The sequence below is a fragment of the Pseudomonas parakoreensis genome, from assembly GCF_021602155.1.
In the GTDB taxonomy this organism is placed as follows: domain Bacteria; phylum Pseudomonadota; class Gammaproteobacteria; order Pseudomonadales; family Pseudomonadaceae; genus Aquipseudomonas; species Aquipseudomonas parakoreensis.
Genome location: NZ_BQHY01000020.1, coordinates 20890 through 46287 on the forward strand (window position 1 = coordinate 20890; position 25398 = coordinate 46287).

Consider the following 25398-nt stretch of genomic DNA (forward strand, 5'->3'; position numbering starts at 1 on the left):
TTCCAAAGTGACGCAATGGGCTCATGACAAAACGGGAGTAGAGATATGACGGTCTGGCTGGTGGTGTCAATCCTGCTGGTGGTGTTGAGCCCCCTGGCGTGGTTGCGTCCGTCCCGTGCACAGAGTGGCCGGATAGCCTTGCGCACGGAGGCCCGGCGCATCGGGCTGGCCATGCAGCTGGCGCCCCAGGAGTGGCCGCACTGGCTGAGCCAGGAGCCGCCAAACCCGTGCGCGCAATACCATCGGCCACGGCGCGGCAAGCAGCCGGCTTGCTGGACGTATTGGCAGAAAACCCCGGGCGTGTGGGTCAATCAGTGGCAGGAAGTCTGTGAAGATTCGCTCCTGTTGAATCATTTCGAAAAATTGCCGGGTAACGTTTTCAAGGTCGAAGCTGACAAGCAGATGATCGCGCTCTATTGGGGCGAGAAGGGTGACGCTTCGGTTCTGCTGGAAATTGATGCCACGCTGAAAGCACTGGCATGACTCACGGACGTTTCGCGCTGCAACGGTGCGAAACGTCTGGCAGACGAGCAATAAAAAGCCCGACATGATTCATCGGGCGGGGTGGCCAGGCAGGCCGGAAATTCTTTTTGATGTTGATTCGGCGTGTTCCGGTCAACACACGTGCGCTTGTTTTCCTTCGTGGTCCAGCGAGCGTAGCCTGTTAAACAAGGCTTGCAGCGAATTAGGGCGACATTTCTAACTATTAATCTTATGAATACCCTCACATGCAAGCATGTGTCGGCGGCTGCGTCTTACAGAAATGACCGCAAAGTCGCATTTCAACCCGTATTTAGGGCGATTGACAATTGTCGGAAATTCCGTGAAGGTGGCGTACCCAAATCAAACGGGCGTATGAATTGAGCGTTTGTCTTACAGACTGCTCCTACAGAATCCCGACTATCGCGTTGGCGGGTGTGCCGGGTGGATTGGCGTCAGCATCGACGAAAAAGCGTCCTGCCGAGCCATTTACCTGCGTCCGACGTGTACTGTTCAGCTTCCATATCGTGGAGATCAGTTGATGATTTACGAAGGTAAAGCCATCACGGTTAAAGCTCTTGAAAGTGGCATCGTCGAATTGAAATTCGACCTCAAGGGTGAGTCCGTCAACAAGTTCAACCGTCTTACCCTGAACGAACTGCGTCAGGCCGTGGACACCATCAAGGCAGATGCTTCGATCAAGGGCGTGATCGTCAGCAGTGGCAAGGACGTGTTCATCGTCGGCGCCGACATCACCGAATTTGTCGACAACTTCAAGCTGCCGGATGCCGAGCTGGTTGCTGGCAATCTCGAAGCCAACAAGATCTTCAGCGATTTCGAAGACCTCAACGTTCCGACCGTGGCCGCGATCAACGGCATCGCCCTGGGTGGCGGTCTGGAAATGTGCCTGGCGGCGGATTACCGCGTCATGTCGACCAAGGCCAAGATCGGTCTGCCGGAAGTCAAACTGGGCATCTACCCAGGCTTCGGCGGTACCGTGCGTCTGCCGCGCCTGATCGGCGTCGATAACGCCATCGAGTGGATTGCCGCCGGCAAGGAAAACCGTCCTGAAGACGCGCTGAAAGTCAGCGCCGTCGATGCTGTGGTGGCTCCAGAGAAGCTGCAGGAAGCTGCCCTTGAACTGATCAAGCGCGCAATCTCCGGCGAGTTCGATTACAAGGCCAAGCGTCAGCCAAAACTTGAAAAACTCAAGTTGAACGCCATTGAACAAATGATGGCCTTCGAAACCGCCAAAGGTTTCGTGGCAGGTCAAGCCGGCCCGAACTACCCGGCGCCGGTCGAAGCGATCAAGACCATCCAGAAAGCCGCGAACTTCGGTCGTGACAAGGCGCTGGAAGTCGAAGCTGCAGGTTTCGTCAAGCTGGCCAAGACCTCTGCCGCGCAGAGTCTGATTGGCCTGTTCCTGAACGATCAGGAACTGAAGAAAAAGGCCAAGGCCTACGACGAAATCGCCAAGGACGTGAAGCAGGCAGCCGTACTGGGCGCCGGCATCATGGGGGGCGGTATCGCCTATCAGTCAGCCTCCAAAGGCACGCCGATCCTGATGAAAGACATCAACGAGCACGGTATCGAGCAGGGTCTGGCCGAAGCCGCCAAGCTGCTGGTGGGCCGCGTTGACAAAGGCCGCATGACCGCTGCGAAAATGGCTGAAGTGCTCAACGGCATTCGTCCGACCCTGTCCTACGGCGACTTCGGTCACGTCGACCTGGTTGTTGAAGCCGTGGTCGAGAACCCGAAGGTCAAGCAAGCGGTGCTGGCTGAAGTCGAAGACAAGGTCAAAGAGGACACCATCCTCGCGTCCAACACCTCGACCATTTCCATCAGCCTGCTGGCCAAGGCCCTCAAGCGTCCGGAAAACTTCGTCGGCATGCACTTCTTCAACCCGGTGCACATGATGCCGCTGGTGGAAGTGATCCGTGGCGAGAAGTCCAGCGAGCTGGCGATTGCCACCACCGTTGCCTACGCCAAGAAAATGGGCAAGAACCCGATCGTCGTCAACGACTGCCCGGGCTTCCTGGTCAACCGCGTCCTGTTCCCGTATTTCGGCGGTTTCGCCAAGCTGGTCAGCGCCGGTGTGGATTTCGTGCGCATTGACAAGATCATGGAAAAATTCGGTTGGCCGATGGGCCCGGCGTACCTGATGGACGTGGTCGGCATCGACACCGGTCACCACGGTCGTGACGTGATGGCTGAAGGCTTCCCGGATCGCATGAAGGATGACCGTCGCTCGGCAGTCGACGTGCTTTACGAAGCCAAACGTCTGGGCCAGAAGAATGGCAAGGGCTTCTACGCCTATGAGACCGACAAGAAGGGCAAGCAGAAAAAGGTGGCCGATCCGTCGGTGCTGGAAGTGCTCAAGCCGATCGTTTACGAGCAGCGCGAAGTCACTGACGAAGACATCATCAACTGGATGATGATTCCGCTGTGCCTAGAAACCGTGCGTTGCCTGGAAGACGGCATCGTTGAAACTGCCGCCGAAGCCGACATGGGTCTGGTTTACGGTATCGGTTTCCCTCCATTCCGTGGCGGTGCGCTGCGCTACATCGATTCGATCGGTGTTGCCGAGTTCGTTGCCCTGGCTGACCAGTACGCTGATTTGGGCGCGCTGTACCACCCGACCGCGAAGCTGCGCGAAATGGCCAAGAACGGCCAGAGCTTCTTCGGTTAAGCGCCCCCAACTAGAGTGAGAGTGAACTTATGAGCTTGAATCCTAGAGACGTCGTGATTGTCGACTTCGGTCGTACTCCGATGGGCCGCTCCAAGGGCGGCATGCACCGCAACACCCGTGCCGAAGACATGTCGGCGCACCTGATCAGCAAACTGCTGGAACGCAACGCCAAGGTCGATCCTGCTGAAGTCGAGGACGTGATCTGGGGCTGTGTGAACCAGACCCTGGAGCAGGGCTGGAACATCGCGCGCATGGCGTCGCTGATGACCCAGATCCCGCACACCTCGGCCGGCCAGACCGTCAGCCGTCTGTGCGGCTCGTCGATGAGCGCCCTGCACACCGCTGCGCAAGCGATCATGACCGGTAACGGTGACGTATTCGTGGTTGGCGGCGTCGAGCATATGGGTCACGTGAGCATGATGCACGGTGTCGATCCGAACCCGCACATGTCGCTGTACGCGGCGAAAGCCTCGGGCATGATGGGGCTGACCGCGGAAATGCTTGGCAAGATGCACGGCATCACCCGTGAGCAGCAGGACGCCTTTGGCGTGCGCTCCCACCAGCTCGCCCATAAGGCGACGGTGGAAGGCAAGTTCAAAGACGAAATCATCCCGATGCAGGGCTACGACGAAAACGGCTTCCTGAAGCTGTTCGACTACGACGAAACCATTCGTCCGGAAACCACTCTGGAAAGTCTGGCGGCCCTCAAGCCTGCCTTCAATCCGAAGGGTGGCACCGTGACTGCCGGTACTTCGTCGCAGATCACCGATGGTGCTTCGTGCATGATCGTGATGTCGGCGCAGCGTGCGCAGGACCTGGGGATCCAGCCGATGGCCGTGATCCGTTCGATGGCGGTGGCGGGTGTGGATCCGGCGATCATGGGCTATGGTCCAGTGCCGGCTACACAAAAAGCCCTGAAGCGTGCGGGCCTCGGCATCAACGATATCGACTTCTTCGAGCTCAACGAAGCTTTTGCTGCACAGGCCCTGCCGGTGTTGAAAGATCTGAAAGTGCTCGACAAGATGAACGAGAAGGTTAACCTGCACGGCGGCGCGATCGCCCTGGGTCACCCGTTCGGTTGCTCCGGTGCCCGTATTTCCGGCACTTTGCTGAACGTGATGAAGCAGAATAGCGGCACCTTCGGGGTGGCCACTATGTGCATTGGTCTCGGCCAAGGCATCTCCACCGTCTTCGAACGCGTTTAAGCGTCTCGTCGATGGAAGCCGGGGCCAAGTGCCCCGGTTTTTGTTTTTGTGGATTTATTTTTGTATTTATTTTGAAAAAATTTGAGTGAGGGCCGAAGCATGCCGATACAACCTGGGCTCTACCAACATTACAAAGGTCCGCAGTACCGCGTATTCAGTGTGGCGCGGCATTCCGAGACCGAGGAAGAAGTGGTCTTTTACCAAGCCCTGTATGGCGATTACGGCTTCTGGGTACGCCCTTTGAGCATGTTCGTCGAGTCGGTCGAGGTTGACGGCGAGCAGGTGCCACGCTTTGCTTTGGTGCAAGCCGAACCGAGCCTTTTTTCCAAGCCATGAGGCGAGTGCGCACAGAACCCTGTGCTTGACCTCACCTTGTAGCCACTATATATAGCGGTGCCGCGTCAGGCGCCAACCGCCTTTCACTTCTAGAATTCAGGAATTTTCTGATCCATGGGCAAATCGCTGGTCATTGTGGAATCCCCGGCTAAGGCCAAGACCATCAACAAGTATCTGGGCAACCAATACGTGGTGAAGTCGAGTATCGGCCATATCCGAGACCTGCCCACCAGCGGTTCGGCTAGCGCCAGCAAAGAGCCGGCCGCCAAGCGCGGTAAGGCCGCCGCGGGCGAAGGGCCGGTGCTCACGCCGAAAGAGAAGGCGCGCAAGCAACTGGTTTCGCGCATGGGTGTCGACCCGGAACATGGCTGGAAAGCCCAGTACGAGATCCTTCCGGGTAAAGAGAAGGTCATCGAAGAGCTGCGCCGGCTCGCCAAGGATGCTGACACCATCTATCTCGCAACCGACTTGGATCGCGAGGGGGAAGCCATTGCCTGGCACCTGCGCGAAGCCATCGGTGGTGACGACAGCCGCTACAAGCGCGTGGTCTTCAACGAAATCACCAAGAAAGCGATTCAGGAAGCGTTCTCCGAGCCGGGCGAACTGGACATCGATCGTGTGAACGCCCAGCAGGCGCGTCGTTTCCTCGACCGCGTTGTGGGTTACATGGTCTCGCCACTGCTGTGGGCCAAGATCGCCCGTGGCCTGTCGGCCGGTCGCGTGCAATCGGTTGCCGTGAAGCTGGTGGTCGAGCGTGAGCGTGAAATCCGTGCGTTCAACCCGGAAGAGTACTGGGAAGTGCACGCCGATCTTGGCACCGCCAAGGGCTCGACTGTACGTTTCGAAGTGGCGCGCGAGAAGGGCGAGGCCTTCAAGCCGCTGAACGAAGCCCAGGCCACGGCCGCGCTGGAGAAACTCAAGTCCTCCAGCTACAGCATCGTCAAGCGCGAAGACAAGTCGACCAGCAGCAAGCCGTCGGCGCCGTTCATCACGTCCACCCTGCAGCAAGCCGCGAGCAATCGTCTGGGCTTCGGCGTGAAGAAAACCATGATGATGGCCCAGCGTCTGTACGAAGCCGGCTACATCACTTATATGCGTACCGACTCGACCAATCTTTCGGCCGATGCCGTGGCGATGGCGCGCACCTACATCGAAGATGAGTTCGGCAAGAAGTACCTGCCGGAAGCGCCGAATGTCTACAGCAGCAAAGAAGGCGCACAAGAGGCTCACGAAGCGATTCGTCCTTCCGACGCCAACACCACGCCAAGCAAGCTTGCAGGCATGGAGCGTGACGCTGAGCGCCTTTACGAGCTGATCTGGCGCCAGTTCCTTGCTTGCCAGATGCTGCCGGCGCAGTACCTGTCGACCACTGTCAGCGTCGCTGCTGGTGACTTTGAGCTGCGCGCCAAGGGCCGCATCCTCAAGTTCGACGGTTACACCCGCGTCCTGCCGCAGATCACCAAACCTGGCGATGACGACGTTCTGCCCGACATGGCGCAGGGCGATGTGATGAAGCTGATCAAGCTTGATCCGTCGCAGCACTTCACCAAGCCGCCAGCGCGTTACTCCGAAGCGAGCCTCGTGAAAGAAATGGAAAAACGCGGTATCGGTCGTCCCTCGACCTATGCAGCCATCATTTCGACCATTCAGGATCGCGGCTACGTGACCCTGCACAATCGTCGTTTCTACTCGGAAAAGATGGGCGACATCGTCACCGAGCGTCTGTCGGAGAGTTTCTCGAATCTCATGGACTACGGCTTCACTGCCGGCATGGAAGAGAACCTCGATGACGTGGCTCAGGGCGAGCGCGACTGGAAAAACGTGCTGGACGAGTTCTACGGCGACTTCAAGAAGAAGCTTGAAGTGGCGGAGAACCCGGACAATGGCATGCGTGCCAACCAGCCCGTGATGACCGACATTCCGTGCACCACATGCGGTCGTCCGATGCAGATCCGTACCGCATCGACCGGTGTGTTCCTTGGCTGCTCGGGTTACAGCCTGCCGCCGAAGGAGCGCTGCAAGGCCACCGTCAACCTGGTGCCAGGCGACGAGATTGCCGCGGACGACGAGGGCGAGTCGGAGTCGTTGGTTCTGCGTGGCAAGCATCGCTGCCCGATTTGCAGCACGGCGATGGACGCCTACCTGCTTGATGAGAAGCGCAAACTGCACATCTGCGGTAACAATCCGGATTGCGCGGGCTACGAAATCGAAGAGGGCAACTATCGCATCAAGGGCTATGAAGGTCCGAGCCTGGAGTGCGACAAGTGCGGCAGCGAGATGCAGCTCAAGACCGGTCGTTTCGGCAAGTTCTTCGGTTGCACCAACCCAACTTGCAAGAACACCCGCAAGCTGCTGAAGAGCGGTGATGCGGCGCCGCCGAAGATGGATCCGGTGAAAATGCCTGAGCTGAAATGCGAAAAGGTCAACGACACCTACATCCTGCGCGACGGTGCTTCCGGTCTGTTCCTGGCAGCCAGTCAGTTCCCGAAAAACCGCGAGACCCGTGCTCCGCTGGTGATCGAGATTCTGCCGCACAAGGACGAGATCGATCCGAAGTACCACTTCTTGTGCGAAGCGCCACAGAAGGATCCTGATGGTCTGCCAGCGGTCATCCGCTACAGCCGAAAGACCAAGGAGCAATACGTGCAGACCGAAGTAGACGGCAAGCCTACCGGCTGGAAGGCGTACTACGATGGTGGTAAATGGACTGTTGAAGACAAGCGCACGAAAGCCAAGGCTGAGTAAGCGTTAGCCTGATACAAAAAAGGCCGCATGATAACCCTCGGGTTTTCATGCGGCCTTTTTGTTTTGTGCTTGCGGTCGGATCCGTTGATCCATGACACTGTCGGGTCTGTGTGACGCAATTATTTCGCTGTGGAGACTGCCGGCATGGCGCACGAACTCTATACCCGCACCAATCAGAAAATCTATTTCGCCGGCCTGTCGCTGGAAGCTCTGGCTCGTGCCGAAGAGGGGCGAGCGATGAATTCGCTGGCGCTGATCCAGGCTGGGCGTGAATCGGCGTTATTTCACCTCTACGGCGCGCTTTTGGGACTGTGCCATGAGATCGCCGGTTTCTATCGTCTGCCTCAGGCTAATGCGTCGCGAGCAGAAGTGTTGTTGACTCGTGACGTCCTGGAATCGATTGCCATCCCTGAGCTGGCCGAGATGGTGGAACTGGCCGGTAACCCTGAAACCTGGCTGGCGAAACTGCTGGCGGCGCATTCGGCGTTGTTCCAGCCGCCACGGGTGCCACAGAAGCCCAAGGGCGATGTGACGCAGCCATTGATTCAGGCCATTAATCTTGATGAGGAAGAGGCGCCGCAGGAGTTGAGTCGCGAAGAGCTGGAGAGCTGGCGGCAGAATCTCAAAGGTCTGGCGATCCGCTTTCGCGAAGGTCTGAACGAATGCTGATGGGCATTGGTACGGTGGCAATCTGAAACATGCTGCTGGTCAAGATCCCGAGCGAAGCCCGAATGATGTCTATATAATCCCTGCCTTTCGTGGAGAACAGACCTATATGCCAACGTCCTTTCTAGAAATTGTCGAGTTACCAGACGGCCGAATCGAACTGCGCAGGGCTGAGGACGAGGGTTCTCTGGTGACGCTGGATTTCTCCGAGGATGCCAAAGCGTTCCTGCAAGGCCAGCACGTGGAAATCGCCAAGGCGATGTTAAGCGTCGGCGTACAGATGGCCGGTCGTATGGTCGAAGGCGAGTTTGATAAGGAAGAGGGGCCGCGGGTTCTTCACTGAGCCCCGCCTGTCGGCGATTGCCGCTATCGCATCAGATCGGCTTCTCTGTCCCTGGAGAAGCCATGCGCTTCACACAGCGCGCGTTACCAGTGAATCAACCCAGTCGAATGTTCAGGCTCTGAGCGTCGCCCGTGCGGGCAGCGCCGATCAGCTGTTGCCGGGAACTTGTGTTCAGTGGGTTGAGCCATGTCACCACTGTGTGGCTACGGCCCAGACGCAGCGCTTCACACGCCAGTTGCTGAGCGCTTTGCGCGCCACGTGGTTGCAGCAGCAGAATGCGTTCACGGTTCAGGCCGACCTCTCGCAGCCAGGTCTGGGTCAGGCTGGCGGGTGGGGCGATCAGTGTCAGCCAGCGCGCGTCCTGATCCTCGCTCAGTTCGCGAAGGATCGGGGCAAGCAGGTTCAGGCAGTTCCCGGCCGCACCGCGCAGTGACAGCTCACTGAATACTTCCGGTTCGGCAATCCATGGGCGCTCGACGACATCTTTCAGGATCGGCGCCATCGGTTGTGCCAGAAACGCTTCGAATAAAGGCAGTTGTGTTTGCTGAGGTGTGTGTGGGAACTGCATAAAGCCTCCTTTAGCGGCGGATGACGCCGACACTCAAGCCTTCGATCACCAGTTCCTGATCTTTCAGGTCGACTTCGATAGGGGCGAACTCAGGGTTTTCGGCAATCAGCCAGACTTTGCTGCCTTCGCGCTTGAAGCGCTTGACCGTCACTTCATCGCCGATCCGTGCAACCACGACCTGGCCATTGCGTGCTTCGCGAGTAGTGTGAACCGCCAGCAGGTCACCGTCGAAAATGCCGATGTCCTTCATGCTCATCCCGTGTACGCGCAACAGGTAGTCGGCTCGGGGATGGAAGAAGGCCGGGTTGATGTTGCAGGACTCTTCGATGTGCTGCTGGGCGAGGATCGGAGCACCGGCGGCGACCCGGCCAATGATTGGCAGGGTGGAGTCATCGGCCTTGGCTTCGAAGCCCGGGATGCGGATGCCCCGAGAAGCGCCAGGCGTCATCTCGATGGCACCTTTGCGGGCCAGGGCCTTGAGATGCTCTTCAGCCGCGTTTGGCGACTTGAAACCCAGCTCCTGAGCGATTTCCGCGCGGGTTGGCGGGTAGCCGTTGTCTTCGAGGCAGCGTTTGATAAAGGCCAGAATCTCGGCTTGGCGTGGCGTCAGCTTTAGCATATTGATCGCTCTGTCTTTTTATACAGTGACTGGGATTATATACAGTGAAGCAGTCTTGGCAATGCCCGTTTTTTTGCGGCCCGCCGGACGGTCGGCTGCCGTGCTTATTAAAGGAGCGGACGAGTGTGGTTAAATAGCTGACCGACCATTCCCAAAACGAACTGGCAGGCTTGACAAGGCACAGGCTGAAACGTATGTTTCAAACAAGTGTTTGTCAGGCGGAGTAGCCATGGCCCAGTCGGAAACCGTTGAACGCATTCTTGATGCTGCCGAGCAGTTGTTCGCGGAGAAAGGTTTCGCCGAAACCTCATTGCGTTTGATCACCAGCAAGGCCGGGGTAAACCTGGCGGCGGTGAACTATCATTTCGGCTCCAAGAAAGCCCTGATCCAGGCGGTTTTTTCGCGCTTCCTCGGGCCGTTCTGCGTCAGTCTTGATAAAGAGTTGGAACGGCGTCAGGCCAAGCCGGAAAACAAACCGACACTTGAAGAGTTGCTGGAGATCCTCGTTGAACAGGCGTTGGTGGTCCAGCCACGCAGCGGTAACGACCTGTCAATTTTCATGCGTTTGCTCGGGTTGGCGTTCAGCCAGAGCCAGGGTCACCTGCGTCGTTATCTGGAAGACATGTACGGCAAGGTGTTCCGCCGCTACATGCTGCTGGTCAACGAAGCAGCTCCGCGCATTCCGCCAATCGAACTGTTCTGGCGCGTGCACTTCATGCTCGGCGCTGCAGCGTTCAGCATGTCGGGCATCAAGGCCCTGCGCGCGATTGCCGAGACCGATTTCGGCGTCAACACGTCGATCGAACAGGTGATGCGCCTAATGGTGCCGTTCCTCGCCGCTGGCATGCGTGCCGAAACCGGTGTCACCGATCCGGCGATGGCAACAGCGCAATTGCGTCCGCGCAGCAAGTCGACTCCGGTGGCCGCCAAGGTTTAACCGCACACGGGTGGGCGCGGCAGTTTACATCCGCTAAGCTAGCCGCCCATGCCGACTCTCGTTCTGAATCCGAAATCCCAAGAAATTGCCGACCTGCCGAGCATTGCTCACGGTAGCGATTTCCTGCGGGTCGGGTTTTTCGTTTTCAAGGAATTTCTATGACTGCTGGCCTGCAAGGCTCGTTGATGGTGGACGTCGCCGGTACCTGGCTGACGGCCGAAGATCGCCAATTGTTGCGTCAGCCCGAAGTGGGTGGCCTGATCATTTTTGCCCGTAACATCGAGCATCCACGGCAGGTGCGTGAGCTGAGCGCCGCGATCCGCGCCATTCGCCCGGATCTGCTGCTGGCGGTGGACCAGGAGGGCGGTCGCGTCCAGCGCCTGCGTCAGGGCTTCGTGCGCTTGCCGGCGATGCGCGCCATTGCTGACAACCCGAATGCCGAGTACCTCGCTGAGCAATGCGGCTGGATCATGGCCACTGAAGTGCTGGCGGTCGGCCTTGATCTGAGTTTCGCCCCGGTACTGGACCTGGATTACCAGCGCAGCGCCGTGGTTGGCACCCGTTCGTTCGAAGGTGATCCCGAGCGCGCCGCATTACTCGCCGGTGCCTTCATCCGCGGTATGAATAGCGCAGGGATGGCCGCTACCGGCAAGCATTTCCCCGGTCACGGTTGGGCCGAAGCCGACTCCCACGTCGCGATCCCGAACGACGAGCGCAGCCTTGACGACATCCGCGCCAATGACCTTGTACCGTTCGCCAGGTTGAGTAAGCAGCTCGCGGCGGTCATGCCCGCCCACGTCATCTATCCGCAAGTCGATTCGCAACCTGCCGGCTTCTCCCGTCGCTGGTTGCAGGAGATCCTGCGCGGCGAGTTGCAGTTCGACGGGGTGATCTTCAGCGACGACCTTTCAATGGCCGGCGCTCACGTGGTTGGCGATGCCGCCAGCCGTATCGAAGCCGCACTGACTGCCGGCTGTGATATGGGGCTGGTGTGCAACGACCGCGCTGCTGCGGAACTTGCGCTCAGTGCCGCGCAACGGATGAAGGTCAAGCCGTCCACGCGCATTGCGCGGATGCGCGGCCAGGCGTTCGCCAGCACCGACTACCGTCAGGACCCGCGCTGGCTCACTGCAATCGGTGCGCTCAAAGACGCTCAACTGATCGATTAAGGATTATTTGCTATGACGGTTTACGCAATCATTGGTGGCACTGGCCTGACTCAACTCGAAGGCTTGACCATTCGCCAATCGCTGGCGGTAGACACGCCTTATGGCGCGCCATCAGCCGACGTGCAGATCGGTGAATACGCTGGCAAGGAAGTGCTGTTCCTCGCCCGTCACGGCCATCCGCATCGCTTTCCGCCACACAAGGTCAACTACCGCGCCAACCTGTGGGCGCTGAAGCAGGCTGGCGCGGAGGCGATCATCGCGGTCAACGCGGTGGGCGGGATTCACCCGGCCATGGGCACCGGCCATTTCTGTGTGCCGCATCAGATCGTCGACTACACCAGCGGTCGCGAACACACGTTTTTCGCCGACGATCTGGAGCACGTCACCCACATCGATTTCAGCTTTCCTTACAGCGAGTCGCTGCGTCAGCAATTGATTGCGGCGGTGGCTGCCGAAGGTTGCGAATACAGCGATCAGGGCGTGTATGCCTGCACTCAGGGCCCGCGTCTGGAAACCGTGGCGGAGATCGTGCGACTGGAGCGCGATGGCTGCGACATCGTTGGCATGACCGGCATGCCGGAAGCCGCGCTGGCCCGTGAACTGGAGCTGGATTACGCCTGCCTGGCGCTGGTGGTGAATCCGGCGGCGGGCAAGACCACCGAAGTGATCACCATGGCCGAGATCGAGCAGGCGCTGCATGACGGGATGGGCAAAGTGAAATCGGCGTTGGCGCGGGTGCTCAAGGGCTGAGTCTGACCGAAACCGATTTGGCCTCATCGCTGGCAAGCCAGCTGCCACAGGTATCGAGTTGAATCACAGTGTTGTGTTCGACTCATAACCTTGTGGGAGCTGGCTTGCCAGCGACAGCTCTCTAATTGGCAGGGAGGGGCTCAACGCTTGTCGAGCTTATCCGGCAACGGCGCAAACAGCGCTTCGATGTCATCGCTCTGTAGTTTCCAGTCTCCGGCCTTGCGCCCATCCAGCACGCCAGCTGCCAGGTCGGACTTTTCCTTCTGCAGGTGCTGAATCTTCTCTTCCACCGTGCCCCGGGCAATCATCTTGTAAACGAACACCGGCTTTTCCTGGCCGATCCGGTACGCGCGGTCAGTCGCCTGATTCTCGGTTGCCGGGTTCCACCACGGGTCGTAATGAATCACCGTGTCCGCTTCGGTCAGGTTCAAACCAACGCCACCGGCCTTCAGGCTGATCAGAAAGATCTGACGCTTACCGCTCTGGAATTCCTTCACCGGCGTGCGCCGATCGCGGGTCTGTCCCGTCAGCAGGGCATAGGCCACGTTGCGTTTTTTCAGTTCGTCTTCGATCAGTGACAGCATCGACGTGAACTGCGAGAACAGCAGAATTCGCCGACCTTCCTCAAACAACTCCTCGAGCATTTCCATCAGGCTGTCGAGCTTGCCGGAACTGCTGCCGCGAGCGGGCAGGGTGGCGTCGTTGACCAGACGCAAGTCGCAGCAAACCTGACGCAGCTTGAGCAGGGCTTCGAGAATGATGATCTGGCTACGCGCCACACCCTTGCGAGTGATCTCGTCACGAACCTTCTTGTCCATCGCCAGGCGCATGGTTTCGTACACGTCGCGCTGGGCTTCGTTGAGATCGACCCAGTGGATGATCTCGGTCTTGGGTGGCAGCTCGGTAGCCACCTGTTCCTTGGTGCGGCGCAGCAGAAACGGTTTTATCCGCCCATTGAGGTGCTGCAATCTGACTTCGCTGGCGCGTTTTTCGATCGGTACGCGGTAGTCGGCATTGAAACTTTTGACGTCGCCCAGCCAGCCCGGCAGCAGGAAATGAAACAGCGACCACAACTCACCGAGGTGGTTTTCCAGCGGTGTGCCGCTCAGGCACAGCCGTTGGCGCGCGTTGAGTTCGCGGGCAGCCTGTGCGGCTTTGCTGTTGGGGTTCTTGATGTATTGGGCTTCGTCCAGCACCAGAACGTGCAGCGGCTGTTGCGCCAGGCGCTCGACGTCCTTGGGCAGCAGCGCGTAAGTGGTGAGGATCAGGTCGAAATCGGCCAGATGCTCGAAGTGTTTTTTGCGGGCGGCACCGTACAGCGCGACCACTTTCAGTTGCGGCGTGAAGTGCGCAGCTTCGTCGAGCCAGTTCGGGATCAGGCTGGTGGGCATCACCACCATGCACGGCCGATCCAGGCGCCCGGCATTTTTCTCGCTAAGAATATGCGCCAGAGTCTGTAGGGTTTTGCCCAGGCCCATGTCGTCCGCCAGGATCCCGCCAACCTCTAGCTGACGCAGGGACTGCATCCAGCTCAAGCCTTCGAGCTGATAAGGCCGCAACGTCGCGTTCAAGCCCTTCGGCGCTTTGGCGCTGAAGTCGCGAATGTCGCGCAGGCGTTGGGCGAAGCTGCGAATCTGCTCGCCGCCTTCCCACAGCAGGGGAAGGCCTTCCAGCGAATTGAGCCGCGTCGCGTCGGCTTTGCTCAGGCGCAGGGTGGTTTCGCCCGGCTCCTGCAAGTAAAACTCGCCCAGTGTCGCCAGCACCGGTTTCAGTCGGCCAAGGGGCAGGGCCACCTGCAGTGGCCCGTGCTCACTGTTGCGTTGCGGAATATTGACCAGAATCAGTTCGTCATCGCGTCGCCGTGCCAGGCGTTCCGGGTTGAGGATTTCCGTGTGCGAGCGCATCAGGTTGAGCAGGATCGGCAGCAGGCTCAGGCGTTCGCCATTGACGATAATCCCCAGCTCCAGATCGAACCAGTCGCGTTCCGGCGCCTGTTCGACAGTCGCGTACCAGTCGTCGACGGCGGTCAGATCGAAACCGAATTCCTCGTCGATCTGCAATTCCCAGCCTTGGGTACGCAGTTTCGGCAGTTCGTTGAGGGTGAACGTCAGCCAGGCGCTGTCGTTGACCATCTCGTACAGCTCGCCGGCGCTTTCCGGCAGCGCCTTGCTCTGGCGGGTGGCGATGCGAAAGCCGAGGATTCTTAACTGTTCGCGGTAGGACTGTTCCACTTCAGGATGGCGTTTTATCCGCAGCGTCTGGGTTTCCTGGCGGATCAGGATGTCGCTGTTTTTCTGTCCGCTGACGTATTCATCCAGATAGCTGAACGACAGCGCCGCGCGATGTTGGATGTAGCGCTGCATCTTGCCGTTGCGTGGCTCGAACGCGCTGAACTCGACGCTGGCCAGCCACAGGCGCGGCAGCGGTTGCACGTTGTCCACCAGCACTTGCGGCGGCGCCTTGGGGCTGCGGTTCTCCAATACGGCCTGGAGTTTTTCCAGCAGTTCGGCGTCTTTTGCGGCGGCCGGGTATTCGAGGGTTTCCTGCACTTGCAGAAGTACCGCAGCGCAGTGCTTGCAGTTGTTGCGCACCGGGCAGGTACAGCTGGCGTCAACCAGCAGCAGGGTGCCTTTGGCTGACTCGCGCAAGTGAATGGTCTGACGGTAGACGTTACCGCCAGAGCCTTCGCAACTGGCGGTGATGGTCGCATCGCCAACCTGCGCGATGCGTACCCGATTCTCCAGGGCGTAGCGGCGGCCACGCTCCAGGCTCTGTTCCTTGAATCGGCTGACCCAGGAGGGTGCCAACGGTTTACTCAGGGGCGGGGACATAAGGACTTCGATCAGTCCGGAATCGCTTCAGGAGCTTGCCGAGGGGCGGGCGCCGTCAGGGAAGTGATCTTGATCAGCAGCGCCAGGTGGCCGTTGTCGAGATAGTTGAGCTGGCCGTTTTTAGTGTGGCTGTCCTGCTTCAGGCGTTCGCTGGCAGTGACCATGCCGTTGGCGTCGATCTGGTTGACCCAGAAGTCGGCGTTCACGTCGGTGAAGCGCCCGAGTTTCATTTCCAGGGTGCCTTCGATCGGGAACTGGCCGAACTGTTCCTTGCCGTCGCTGACGGCCACCTTGGTCGGCGCTTCGCCGAGGGTTTGCTGCCAGGCCTTGTGCAGCAGCACGCTGTACTCGCCGGTGGCGCTGAGTTTGTTGGCCACCTCATTCAAGGCAGGTGTGCGCTGGCTGGCATCGTCGAGGCGTTGAGCGCCGGCTGCCCAGTCTTCCGGGGCCGCGCGGCTGACAATCGCCGGTACGGCGTTCTGCCGCACCAGAATCATTTCGACCATGTAGGTGTCATCGGCAAACGCCATCGGTGCTACGAAGCTGAGTAGCAAAGTCAGTGAGCGAAACAGGCGCATGCGGCGTCCTTCAAACAGTTTTCGGGAGGAGGCGCTCGAACAGCGCCTCTACAGTATTAAAGCGCTCTTCCGGGCGTTCCATCGGCACTTGGAACTTGAACATTGTGGCGCCTTCGAATTTGTAGCGTTTTGGCTGAGTCTGGATCAGTTTGATCAAGGTCATCGGGTCGACCGGCGTCTGCGCGGCGAACTCGATGCGGCCACCCTGCGGGCCACCGTCGACTTTCTTGATGCCCAGTTGTTCGGCCTGCAACTTCAGCGCGGTGATGCGCACCAGATTCTTGGTCGGCTCCGGCAGCAGACCGAAGCGGTCGATCATCTCCACTTGCAGATCCTTCAGGCCTTCCTCGTCGGTGGCCGAAGCGATGCGCTTGTACAGGATCAGGCGGGCATGAACATCCGGCAGATAGTCTTCCGGTATCAGCGCCGGCACCCGCAGGTTGACTTCCGGGCCACCGCCGAGCGGTTGATCAAGGTTCGGTTGCTCGCCCTTGCGGATCGACTTCACCGCGCGTTCGAGCATTTCCATGTAGAGCGTGAAGCCCACGGCCTGAATCTGCCCGCTCTGGCCGTCGCCGAGCAATTCGCCGGCGCCACGGATTTCCAGGTCGTTGGTCGCCAGCACGAAACCGGCGCCCAGATCCTGAGTGTTGGCAATCGCTTCCAGACGCTTTTCCGCGTCCGAGGTGATTTGCTGGCGCGGCGGCGTCAGCAGGTAGGCGTAAGCCTGGTGGTGACTGCGACCCACACGTCCGCGCAACTGGTGCAATTGCGCCAGGCCGAACTTGTCGGCGCGCTCGATGATGATGGTGTTGGCGCTCGGCACGTCGATGCCGGTCTCGATGATGGTCGAGGCGATCAGCACGTTGAAGCGCTTGTGATAGAAGTCGCTCATCACCTGTTCGAGTTCGCGTTCGCGCATCTGCCCATGGCCGATGCCGATCCGCGCTTCCGGCACCAGTTCGGCGAGATCGGCAGCGCACTTCTCGATGGTCTTCACGTCGTTGTGCAAGTAGTAAACCTGCCCACCGCGCAGCAGTTCACGCAGCAGGGCCTCTTTGACCGTGCTCTTGTTCTGCTCCATGACGAACGTGCGCACCGACAGGCGTCGCGCCGGCGGCGTGGCGATGATCGACAGATCGCGCATACCCGACACCGCCATGTTCAGCGTGCGCGGAATCGGCGTGGCGGTCAGCGTCAGAATGTCGACTTCGCTGCGCAGGGCCTTGAGTTGTTCTTTCTGCCGGACACCGAAACGGTGTTCTTCGTCGATGATCACCAGTCCGAGGTTTTTGATCTTCACATCGTCGGACAGCAGCTTGTGCGTACCGATGACGATGTCGATCTTGCCTTCCGCCAGATCGGCAATCGCCGCGTTGACTTCCTTGGCCGATTTGAAGCGACTCATCACTTCTACGGTCACCGGCCAGTCGGCGAAGCGGTCGCGGAAGCTGTTGTAGTGTTGCTGGGCGAGCAGGGTGGTCGGCACCAGAATCGCCACCTGACGCCCGCCGTGCACGGCGATGAACGCTGCGCGCATCGCCACTTCGGTCTTGCCGAAACCGACGTCGCCGCAGACCAGGCGATCCATCGGCTTCGGCGCGAGCATGTCTTCGCGCACGGCTTCGATGGTCGCTTGCTGATCCGGGGTTTCTTCGAACGGGAAGCCGGCGCTGAACGTCGCGTAATCGGCTTTCGGGTCGGCAAACGCGTAGCCTTCGCGCGCGGCGCGGCGGGCATAGATGTCGAGCAATTCAGCAGCGACATCGCGCACCTGTTCGGCGGCTTTGCGCTTGGCTTTCTGCCAGGTCTCGGAGCCGAGGCGGTGCAGCGGCGCCAGTGAGTCATCGCTGCCGGTGTAACGCGCGATCAGATGCAGGTTGGCCACCGGCACGTAGAGCTTGGCGTTCTCGGCGTATTCCAGGGTGAGGAATTCCGCCGCCTGATTGTCGATTTCCAGAATCGTCAGGCCCAGATAACGCCCGACCCCGTGATCGATGTGCACCACCGGCGCGCCTTCGCGCAGCTCGGTGAGGTTCTTGATCACGGCATCGTTGTTGGCGTCGGCACGTTTTTCCCGGCGACGACGCTGCATCACCCGCTGACCGAACAGCGGACTCTCGGCCACCAGCGCCAGCGCCGGGTCATCGAGCATCAAGCCCTCGTCGAGCGGGGCAATGGTGATCGCCAGACGGTCCTTGCTCGCAACGAAGTCCGGCCAGCTGTCGACGGTTTTCGGCCGCAGCTTCAGACGCTCCAGCAACTCCAGCAGGACTTCACGACGGCCCGCGGATTCGGCGGTGAACAGCACGCGTCCGGGGAATTCGTCGAGGAATGCCGAGAGCGCCGCCAGCGGTTGCGTCGCCTTGGCTTCGATCGCCAGGTTCGGCAGCGCTTGCGCCGGGAAGCGCTCGCGACCGGCACCGGCTTCGACGTCCTGCTGACTGGCCACTACCCGTGGCCAGCTCTTGAGACGGGCGAAGCAGTCCTCCACCGGCAGGAACAGTTCGGCGGGCGGCAATAAAGGACGTGATGGATCGACGCGGCGCTCTTCGTAGCGATTGCGCACGTCGTTCCAGAAGTTTTCCGCTGCTTGCTCGATGCCCGGCAGCGAGAACACTTGCGTGTCCTGCGGCAGGTAATCGAACAGCGTCGAAGTCTCATCGAAGAACAGCGGCAGGTAGTACTCGATACCGGCGGGCGTGATGCCGCTGCTCAGGTCCTGGAAGATCGGGCAGCGCCGGAAGTCGACATCGAAGCGCTCGCGGAATCGCGCCTTGAAGCGGGTGACCGCATCTTTCTGCAGCGGAAACTCTCGCGCTGGCAGCAGCTTGACCGATTCGACCTTGTCGATGGAGCGCTGGTTTTCCGGGTCGAAGGTGCGCAGGGTTTCGATTTCGTCGTCGAACAGGTCGATGCGATAGGGCAGTTTGCTGCCCATCGGGAACAGGTCGATCAACGCGCCGCGTACGGTGAACTCGCCGTGCTCGTAAACCGTATCGACGTAGCGATAGCCGCTGGCTTCCAGGCGCGAGCGCATCTGTTCGACATCGAGCTTCTGCCCGACATCCAGCACCAGGCTGCTGCCGAGCAGAAATTTGGTCGGCGCCAGGCGATGCAGGGCGGTAGTGATCGGCACCACCAGCACGCCGTGCGCCAGTTCCGGCAGCCTGTACAGGCTGGCGATGCGCTGGGAAATGATGTCCTGGTGCGGCGAGAACAGATCGTACGGCAGGGTTTCCCAGTCGGGGAAATGCAGCACGGGCAAATCCGGGGCGAAGAAACTCAGCTCCTGTTCCAGCCGTTCGGCACTCTGGCTGTCGGCGGTCAGTAGCAGGGTGAAGCGCTTGGCTGCGCTGGCAGCCTCGGCAATCGCGAGGCTGAGGGCGGCACCGGGCAAGTTGCCCCAATGCTGTTTACCTGCCGCGGCAGGGAGAAGCGGTAGACGCAGAACAGGCACGGAAGGTTGAGCTCCAGGCGTTGCGACAAAGTCGGTAATTGTAGCGGCGTCAGGTGCCGGCTGTCAGTTGCAGACTGCGTCTATCTGCGCGGTTTGCGCGAAATGTAGTGGTAACCATAAAAACGAGCACTTTTTTTACGGTTATGTAGTGCCGAAATCGACCGGTGTTACGGAGGGTTACAGACATCGTCTAACAGTCGTCGAAAAATTGACTGCGCTGAAAGCCCCGGTTTTACTGGGCTGGCGCGAGGCGTAATTTTTTTGAACGGAATTTTGTTACCGATTGCGCGACAAGCGCGCATTGCTACAAGAGGTTCTCGGCGGCATAATGTAGCCCCTTTTTTCTGCCCCTACATGTGGAAGGTTCCCGTGACTCAGAAGCCCGACCAGTGTCTTGGTGAATGGATCGACCGTGAAGCACTCGCAGAAGCGATGATTCCGCTTATCGGTCAGCTCTACCGCAATAACAACGTGGTGAGCTCGATCTATGGCCGCAGCCTGATCAACCAGTCTGTCATCGCGATTCTCAAAGCTCACCGCTTTGCTCGCCACCGTTCCTCCGACGATAGCGAACTCTCCGTCCACGAAACATTCCCTCTGCTTAAAGCCATGAGCGAGCTCAAGCTCGGCGCGGCTTCGGTAGACCTGGGCAAGTTGGCGTTCAAATTCCGCAGCGAAGGCAATGGCCGCAGCGCCGAGCAGTTCGTGCGTGAAGAACTGGCTGACGTGGTTGGTCAGCAAAACGCTTCGGCCCGCAAAGGCACTGACGTTGTGCTGTACGGCTTCGGTCGTATCGGCCGTCTGCTGGCGCGCATCCTGATCGAGAAAACCGGTGGTGGCGACGGTCTGCGTCTGCGTGCCATCGTCGTGCGCAAGGGCGCCGAAAACGACCTGACCAAACGCGCCAGCCTGCTGCGTCGCGATTCGGTACACGGTCCGTTCAACGGCACCATCGTCATCGACGAAGAAAACAACACCATCACCGCCAACGGTAACCTGATCCAGGTGATCTACGCGAAGAACCCGACCGAGGTGGATTACACCCAGTACGGCATCAAAGACGCGCTGCTGGTGGACAACACCGGTGTATGGCGTGACGCCGATGGCCTGGGTCAACACCTGCAATGCCCGGGTGTTGCTCGCGTTGTTCTGACCGCGCCTGGCAAAGGCAAGCTGAAGAACATCGTTCACGGTATCAACCACAACGAAATCACCGCTGACGACAAGATCGTGTCCGCCGCTTCCTGCACCACCAACGCCATCGTGCCGGTGCTGAAGGCTGTGAATGACAAGTTCGGCATCATCAACGGTCACGTCGAAACCGTTCACTCGTACACCAACGACCAGAACCTGATCGACAACTTCCACAAGGGTGACCGTCGTGGCCGTTCCGCCGCGCTGAACATGGTCATCACCGAGACCGGTGCTGCCACCGCTGCTGCCAAGGCCCTGCCTGAGCTGGCCGGCAAGCTGACCGGTAACGCGATCCGCGTTCCGACGCCAAACGTGTCGATGGCCATTCTCAACCTGAACCTTGAGAAAGCCGCCAGCCGTGAAGAGATGAACGAGTACCTGCGCTACATGGCGCTGCACTCCGATCTGCACAAGCAAATCGACTTCGTCAACTCGCAGGAAGTGGTGTCCACTGACTTCGTGGGTTCGCGTCACGCCGGTGTGGTCGACGCTGAAGCGACCATCGTTCAGGACAACCGCGTTGTGCTGTACGTCTGGTACGACAACGAGTTCGGCTACAGCTGCCAGGTGGTTCGCGTGATGGAAGACATGGCCGGTGTAAACCCGCCAGCGTTCCCGCGCTAAGCTTTAGCTGCAAATGAAAACGCCCCGACTTAGGTCGGGGCGTTTTTTTATGCCTGGCAGATCTCTATTGCCTGATCCGGCCTCATCGCTGGCAAGCCAGCTCCCACAGGTTTCCTGGCAGGCTGCGCCATGGCATGTACGCCTCAAGACCTTGTGGGAGCTGGCTTGCCAGCGATGGCGTCCTATCTGGCGCCACCTGCCACAGCGGCTTGCGCAGTTCGCAGCTCATGTTTGTTCCCGCGGAACAGCACCAGCGTCGCAATCAGCCCCAGCACCGCCGCACCGCTGAGCCAGATTCCCGGCGCAGCCTTGTTGTCCAGCACGTGAATCAGGTAAGTACAGGCCGCAGGCGTAAAGCCGCCAAAGGTCGCTGTTGCCAGGCTATAGGCCAGCGAGAACCCGGTCGTGCGCACTTCCACCGGCATGATTTCGGTCAGCGCCACCACCATCGCGCCGTTGTACGAGCCGTACAGGAACGACAGCCACAGCTCGACGATCAGCAGATGACTGAAGCTCGGGTTCGCCACCAGCCACGACAGCGCCGGGTAAGCGGTCAGGATCGCCAGAAGGGTCGCCGCCAGCAGTAGGGGTTTGCGCCCGATCTTGTCGGACACCGCGCCCATCACTGGCAGCCAGAAGAAGTTCGACAGACCGATGCACACCGTTACCAGCAGCGCGTCGAAGTCCGACAGATGCAGTTCGGCCTTGCCGAAGGTCGGGGTGTAGGCAGTGATCAGGTAGAACGAAACCGTGGTCATCACCACCAGCGCCATGCCAGCGATGACGATGCCGAAGTTCTGACCGATCGAGCGGACGATTTCCCGCAGGGTAGGGCGATGTTTGCGCGCCTGGAATTCCGGCGTTTCTTCCAGCGAGCGACGAATCACGAAGATCACCGGAACGATCATGCAACCGATCAGGAACGGCACGCGCCAGCCCCAGTCACCCATCTGCTCCGGGCTCAGCCAGTGGTTGAGACCCACCCCGAGCAGACCGGCAAACACCACTGCTGCTTGCTGGCTTGCCGACTGCCAACTGACGAAAAAGCCCTTGCGGCCCGGCGTGGCAATTTCCGCCAGATACACCGAAACACCGCCCAGTTCGACGCCGGCCGAGAAGCCTTGCAGCAAGCGACCGAACAGCACGATCAACGGCGCGGCGACACCCAGGGCGGCGTAACCCGGCACGCAGGCGATCAGGATCGTACCGGCGGCCATCAGCGCAAGGGTAATGATCAGGCCCTGGCGACGACCGTGACGGTCAATGTAGGCACCAAGGAAGATCGCCCCCAACGGACGCATCAGGAAGCCTGCACCGAAAGTCGCCAGGGAAAGCATCAGGGAAGCGAAGGCGCTGTCGGCCGGGAAGAAGGTTTTGGCAATGGCCGTGGCGTAGAAGCCATAGACCATAAAGTCGAACATCTCGAGAAAGTTACCGCTGACAACGCGAAAAATCGCTTTGCCTTTGCCCGTGGTCGAGGACATTTTCAGTTACTCATTATGGGTTTCTTGTAACGCGTTGCATCCGATGGGGAGCGTGCGGGCCTTTGATCCATAATGGCCGGCGCGCTTTTATGGGGAGATGAAGAATTGTTCACTGGACGGTGGGTTGGGCTTGTGAGTGTGCTGGTTGTCCTTGTGGCCTGTGGCAACGGTGATTCCCTGGAAAGTTTTGGTGGCCCGACCATGGGCAGCACGTATTCGATCAAGTACGTGCGACACGCGGGTATTGCCGAGCCGGCGCAAGTTCGCCGGGAAGTGGAAGGTATCCTCGCTGACGTGGATCGACAGATGTCGACCTATCGCAGTGATTCCGATATCGAGCGCTTCAATGCCTTGCCGGCGAACAGCTGTCAGACTATGCCCGCCGCCGTGCTCGAATTGGTCCGAGTTGGTAAGCAACTGGCAGAGCAAAGCGAAGGTGCCTACGACTTGACCGTCGAGCCGCTGATGAATCTGTGGGGGTTCGGCCCGCAAGGGCGTGAAGAGAAAGTCCCCGACCCCGCCGTGCTGGCCGAAACCCTGCAGCGAGTCGGCTACCGCCATTTGCGTATCGACGGCGACCGCTTGTGCAAGGACGCCGCTGTCGAGGTCGATTTCAACAGCATCGCCGCCGGATATGCCGTCGACACCATCGCCGCCAGACTCGAATCGATGGGCATCCATGACTATCTCGCCGAAGCCACCGGCGAGCTGAAGGCCAAGGGCAAGAAGCTCGACGGCTCGGCATGGCGCATCGCGCTGGAGGCGCCGCGTGACGATCAACAGGTGGCCGAACGGATCATTCAGGTCGATGGCTACGGCGTGTCCACCTCCGGGGATTACCGCAACTATTTCCTGCAGGACGACCGGCGCTATTCCCACACCTTTGATGCGCGGAGCGGGGCGCCGGTCCTGCACAACCTGGCATCAGTCACGGTGATTCATCCTTCAGCGTTGATGGCCGATGGACTATCGACGCTGTTGCTGATTCTCGGGCCTGAACGGGCTTGGGACTATGCCGAAAAACACGACATTGGTGCATTCTTCGTGATTCGTGCCGATACAGGCTTTGTTATTCGCACCAGTGCGGCTTTCGAGCGCCTGAGTCGTGCAAAAGTTGACTGAAAACAGTACGAAAGCTGGCGTTGTAGTGCAGGCAAAAGTAGCCTACGACGCGACCAAGGGTTAATGTGCGCGGCGTTGACGCTTCTATAGACTGTGTCCGGGTTCTTTACTGGCCCCCAATTGTTCCTTCGCGCCGCGATTCGGCGTGATTTAGCCGCCGGTGCTGCTGGCACCGCGGCCTGTTCTGAGGAGTACGCATGGCTGTCTACAACTACGACGTGGTGGTGCTGGGTTCCGGCCCGGCGGGAGAAGGCGCGGCAATGAACGCCGCCAAAGCAGGGCGCAAGGTGGCCATGGTCGACAGTCGTCGCCAGGTCGGCGGCAACTGCACCCACCTGGGAACCATCCCGTCCAAGGCCCTGCGTCACTCGGTGCGGCAGATCATGCAGTTCAACACCAATCCGATGTTCCGGGCGATCGGCGAGCCACGCTGGTTCTCCTTCCCGGACGTGTTGAAAAGCGCTGAAAAGGTTATCTCCAAACAAGTCGCTTCGCGCACCGGCTACTACGCCCGTAACCGCGTCGACGTGTTCATCGGTACCGGCAGCTTTGCCGACGAGCAAACCATCGAAGTGGTCTGCGCCAACGGCGTGGTCGAGAAACTGGTGGCCAAGCACATCATCATCGCTACCGGTTCGCGTCCGTATCGCCCGGCGGACATCGATTTCAATCACCCGCGTATCTACGATAGCGACACCATCCTCAGCCTCGGTCACACCCCGCGCAAACTGATCGTTTACGGCGCCGGTGTGATCGGTTGCGAATACGCCTCGATCTTCAGCGGTCTGGGGGTGCTGGTCGAGCTGGTGGACAACCGCGGTCAGTTGCTCAGCTTCCTCGACTCGGAAATTTCCCAGGCGTTGAGCTACCACTTCAGCAACAACAACATCACCGTGCGCCACAACGAAGATTACGATCGCGTTGAAGGCGTGGACAACGGCGTGATCCTGCACCTGAAGTCCGGCAAGAAGATCAAGGCCGACGCTTTGCTCTGGTGCAACGGCCGTACCGGTAACACCGACCAGTTGGGTCTGGAAAACATCGGGGTCAAGGTCAACAGCCGTGGCCAGATCGAAGTCGACGAGGCTTACCGTACCTGCGTGCCGAACATCTACGGCGCCGGCGACGTGATCGGCTGGCCGAGCCTGGCCAGTGCCGCCCACGACCAAGGGCGTTCGGCGGCTGGCAGCATTGTCGATAACGGTAGCTGGCGCTTTGTGAATGATGTGCCGACCGGCATCTACACCATTCCGGAGATCAGCTCGATCGGCAAGAACGAGCAGGAACTGACCCAGGCCAAAGTGCCGTACGAAGTCGGCAAGGCGTTCTTCAAGAGCATGGCGCGTGCGCAGATCGCCGGCGAGCCGCAAGGCATGCTGAAAATCCTGTTCCACCGTGAAACCCTGGAAGTGCTGGGTGTTCACTGCTTCGGTTATCAGGCGTCGGAGATTGTGCACATCGGTCAGGCGATCATGAACCAGCCGGGTGAGTTGAATACGCTGAAGTACTTCGTCAACACCACGTTCAACTACCCGACCATGGCCGAAGCCTATCGGGTAGCGGCGTACGACGGCCTCAACCGGCTTTTTTGACGGGCT

19 protein-coding genes are annotated in these 25398 nt (G+C 59.6%); 13 read left to right on the top strand and 6 right to left on the bottom strand.

The annotated features are described in order from the left end of the window. Positions 1 to 45 precede the first annotated feature (45 nt). From L6D63_RS24245 to L6D63_RS24275, 7 genes are all read left to right on the top strand, one after another. A complete protein-coding gene (locus L6D63_RS24245; RefSeq protein ID WP_047295287.1) occupies positions 46 to 483 on the top strand; it encodes a hypothetical protein in 438 nt (145 codons plus the stop codon). 538 nt (positions 484 to 1021) lie between these two features. After that, entirely contained in the window at positions 1022 to 3169 is a 2148-nt protein-coding gene (gene fadB / locus L6D63_RS24250) for a fatty acid oxidation complex subunit alpha FadB (RefSeq protein WP_047295284.1), read from the top strand. Between the two features lie 29 nt (positions 3170 to 3198). Continuing rightward, positions 3199 to 4374 carry an acetyl-CoA C-acyltransferase FadA gene (gene fadA, locus L6D63_RS24255; protein ID WP_007910465.1) on the top strand — a complete coding sequence of 392 codons (1176 nt, stop codon included), beginning with the start codon at positions 3199 to 3201 and terminating at the stop codon, positions 4372 to 4374. A 99-nt stretch (positions 4375 to 4473) separates the two neighbouring features. After that, entirely contained in the window at positions 4474 to 4710 is a 237-nt protein-coding gene (locus L6D63_RS24260) for a DUF1653 domain-containing protein (protein WP_041069004.1), read from the top strand. A gap of 114 nt (positions 4711 to 4824) precedes the next feature. Continuing rightward, complete coding sequence (topA, locus tag L6D63_RS24265; protein ID WP_131671822.1) at positions 4825 to 7455, top strand: type I DNA topoisomerase; 2631 nt, start codon at positions 4825 to 4827, stop codon at positions 7453 to 7455. 144 nt (positions 7456 to 7599) lie between these two features. After that, positions 7600 to 8124 (top strand): DUF6586 family protein, encoded by a 525-nt coding sequence (locus L6D63_RS24270; protein WP_041068998.1) that lies wholly within the window; start codon positions 7600 to 7602, stop codon positions 8122 to 8124. Between the two features lie 106 nt (positions 8125 to 8230). Continuing rightward, positions 8231 to 8464 carry a hypothetical protein gene (locus L6D63_RS24275; RefSeq protein ID WP_003226592.1) on the top strand — a complete coding sequence of 78 codons (234 nt, stop codon included), beginning with the start codon at positions 8231 to 8233 and terminating at the stop codon, positions 8462 to 8464. A gap of 94 nt (positions 8465 to 8558) precedes the next feature. On the opposite strand, the gene sulA is transcribed toward L6D63_RS24275, so the two are convergent. Both sulA and lexA read right to left on the bottom strand, forming a co-directional pair. Further along, positions 8559 to 9032, bottom strand: coding sequence for an SOS-induced cell division inhibitor SulA (gene sulA, locus L6D63_RS24280; protein WP_131671821.1), 474 nt, complete (start codon positions 9030 to 9032; stop codon positions 8559 to 8561). A 10-nt stretch (positions 9033 to 9042) separates the two neighbouring features. Next, positions 9043 to 9651, bottom strand: coding sequence for a transcriptional repressor LexA (gene lexA, locus L6D63_RS24285; protein ID WP_003226590.1), 609 nt, complete (start codon positions 9649 to 9651; stop codon positions 9043 to 9045). A gap of 229 nt (positions 9652 to 9880) precedes the next feature. On the opposite strand from lexA, the gene L6D63_RS24290 reads away from it, so the two are divergent. The 3 genes from L6D63_RS24290 to L6D63_RS24300 all read left to right on the top strand — a co-directional run bounded on the left by L6D63_RS24290 (position 9881) and on the right by L6D63_RS24300 (position 12507). Further along, positions 9881 to 10588 carry a TetR/AcrR family transcriptional regulator gene (locus L6D63_RS24290; protein WP_047295276.1) on the top strand — a complete coding sequence of 236 codons (708 nt, stop codon included), beginning with the start codon at positions 9881 to 9883 and terminating at the stop codon, positions 10586 to 10588. Between the two features lie 170 nt (positions 10589 to 10758). Next, positions 10759 to 11757 (top strand): beta-N-acetylhexosaminidase, encoded by a 999-nt coding sequence (gene nagZ, locus L6D63_RS24295; RefSeq protein WP_196302438.1) that lies wholly within the window; start codon positions 10759 to 10761, stop codon positions 11755 to 11757. Positions 11758 to 11769: 12 nt separating this feature from the next. Continuing rightward, positions 11770 to 12507 carry an S-methyl-5'-thioinosine phosphorylase gene (locus L6D63_RS24300; protein WP_047295272.1) on the top strand — a complete coding sequence of 246 codons (738 nt, stop codon included), beginning with the start codon at positions 11770 to 11772 and terminating at the stop codon, positions 12505 to 12507. Between the two features lie 140 nt (positions 12508 to 12647). On the opposite strand, the gene L6D63_RS24305 is transcribed toward L6D63_RS24300, so the two are convergent. From L6D63_RS24305 to mfd, 3 genes are read right to left on the bottom strand one after another with little or no spacing between them, the layout of a single operon-like run. Continuing rightward, positions 12648 to 15338, bottom strand: a complete 2691-nt coding sequence (locus L6D63_RS24305; RefSeq protein ID WP_047295270.1) for a DEAD/DEAH box helicase — start codon at positions 15336 to 15338, stop codon at positions 12648 to 12650. An 11-nt stretch (positions 15339 to 15349) separates the two neighbouring features. Beyond that, positions 15350 to 15916 carry a CsiV family protein gene (locus tag L6D63_RS24310; RefSeq protein WP_047295268.1) on the bottom strand — a complete coding sequence of 189 codons (567 nt, stop codon included), beginning with the start codon at positions 15914 to 15916 and terminating at the stop codon, positions 15350 to 15352. Positions 15917 to 15926: 10 nt separating this feature from the next. Continuing rightward, positions 15927 to 19376 (bottom strand): transcription-repair coupling factor, encoded by a 3450-nt coding sequence (gene mfd, locus L6D63_RS24315; protein ID WP_047295265.1) that lies wholly within the window; start codon positions 19374 to 19376, stop codon positions 15927 to 15929. 354 nt (positions 19377 to 19730) lie between these two features. Here mfd and L6D63_RS24320 point away from each other — a divergent pair, with 354 nt between their 5' ends. Then, on the top strand, positions 19731 to 21194 hold the full coding sequence (locus L6D63_RS24320; protein ID WP_003226583.1) for a glyceraldehyde-3-phosphate dehydrogenase: 1464 nt from the start codon (positions 19731 to 19733) through the stop codon (positions 21192 to 21194). A 182-nt stretch (positions 21195 to 21376) separates the two neighbouring features. Here L6D63_RS24320 and tcuC read toward each other — a convergent pair whose 3' ends face one another. After that, a complete protein-coding gene (gene tcuC, locus L6D63_RS24325; RefSeq protein WP_131671820.1) occupies positions 21377 to 22678 on the bottom strand; it encodes an MFS transporter in 1302 nt (433 codons plus the stop codon). A 72-nt stretch (positions 22679 to 22750) separates the two neighbouring features. On the opposite strand from tcuC, the gene L6D63_RS24330 reads away from it, so the two are divergent. Both L6D63_RS24330 and sthA read left to right on the top strand, forming a co-directional pair. Beyond that, on the top strand, positions 22751 to 23800 hold the full coding sequence (locus L6D63_RS24330; protein ID WP_196302437.1) for an FAD:protein FMN transferase: 1050 nt from the start codon (positions 22751 to 22753) through the stop codon (positions 23798 to 23800). 197 nt (positions 23801 to 23997) lie between these two features. Next, positions 23998 to 25392, top strand: a complete 1395-nt coding sequence (gene sthA, locus L6D63_RS24335) for a Si-specific NAD(P)(+) transhydrogenase (RefSeq protein ID WP_041068973.1) — start codon at positions 23998 to 24000, stop codon at positions 25390 to 25392. The last annotated feature ends 6 nt before the right edge of the window (positions 25393 to 25398 follow it).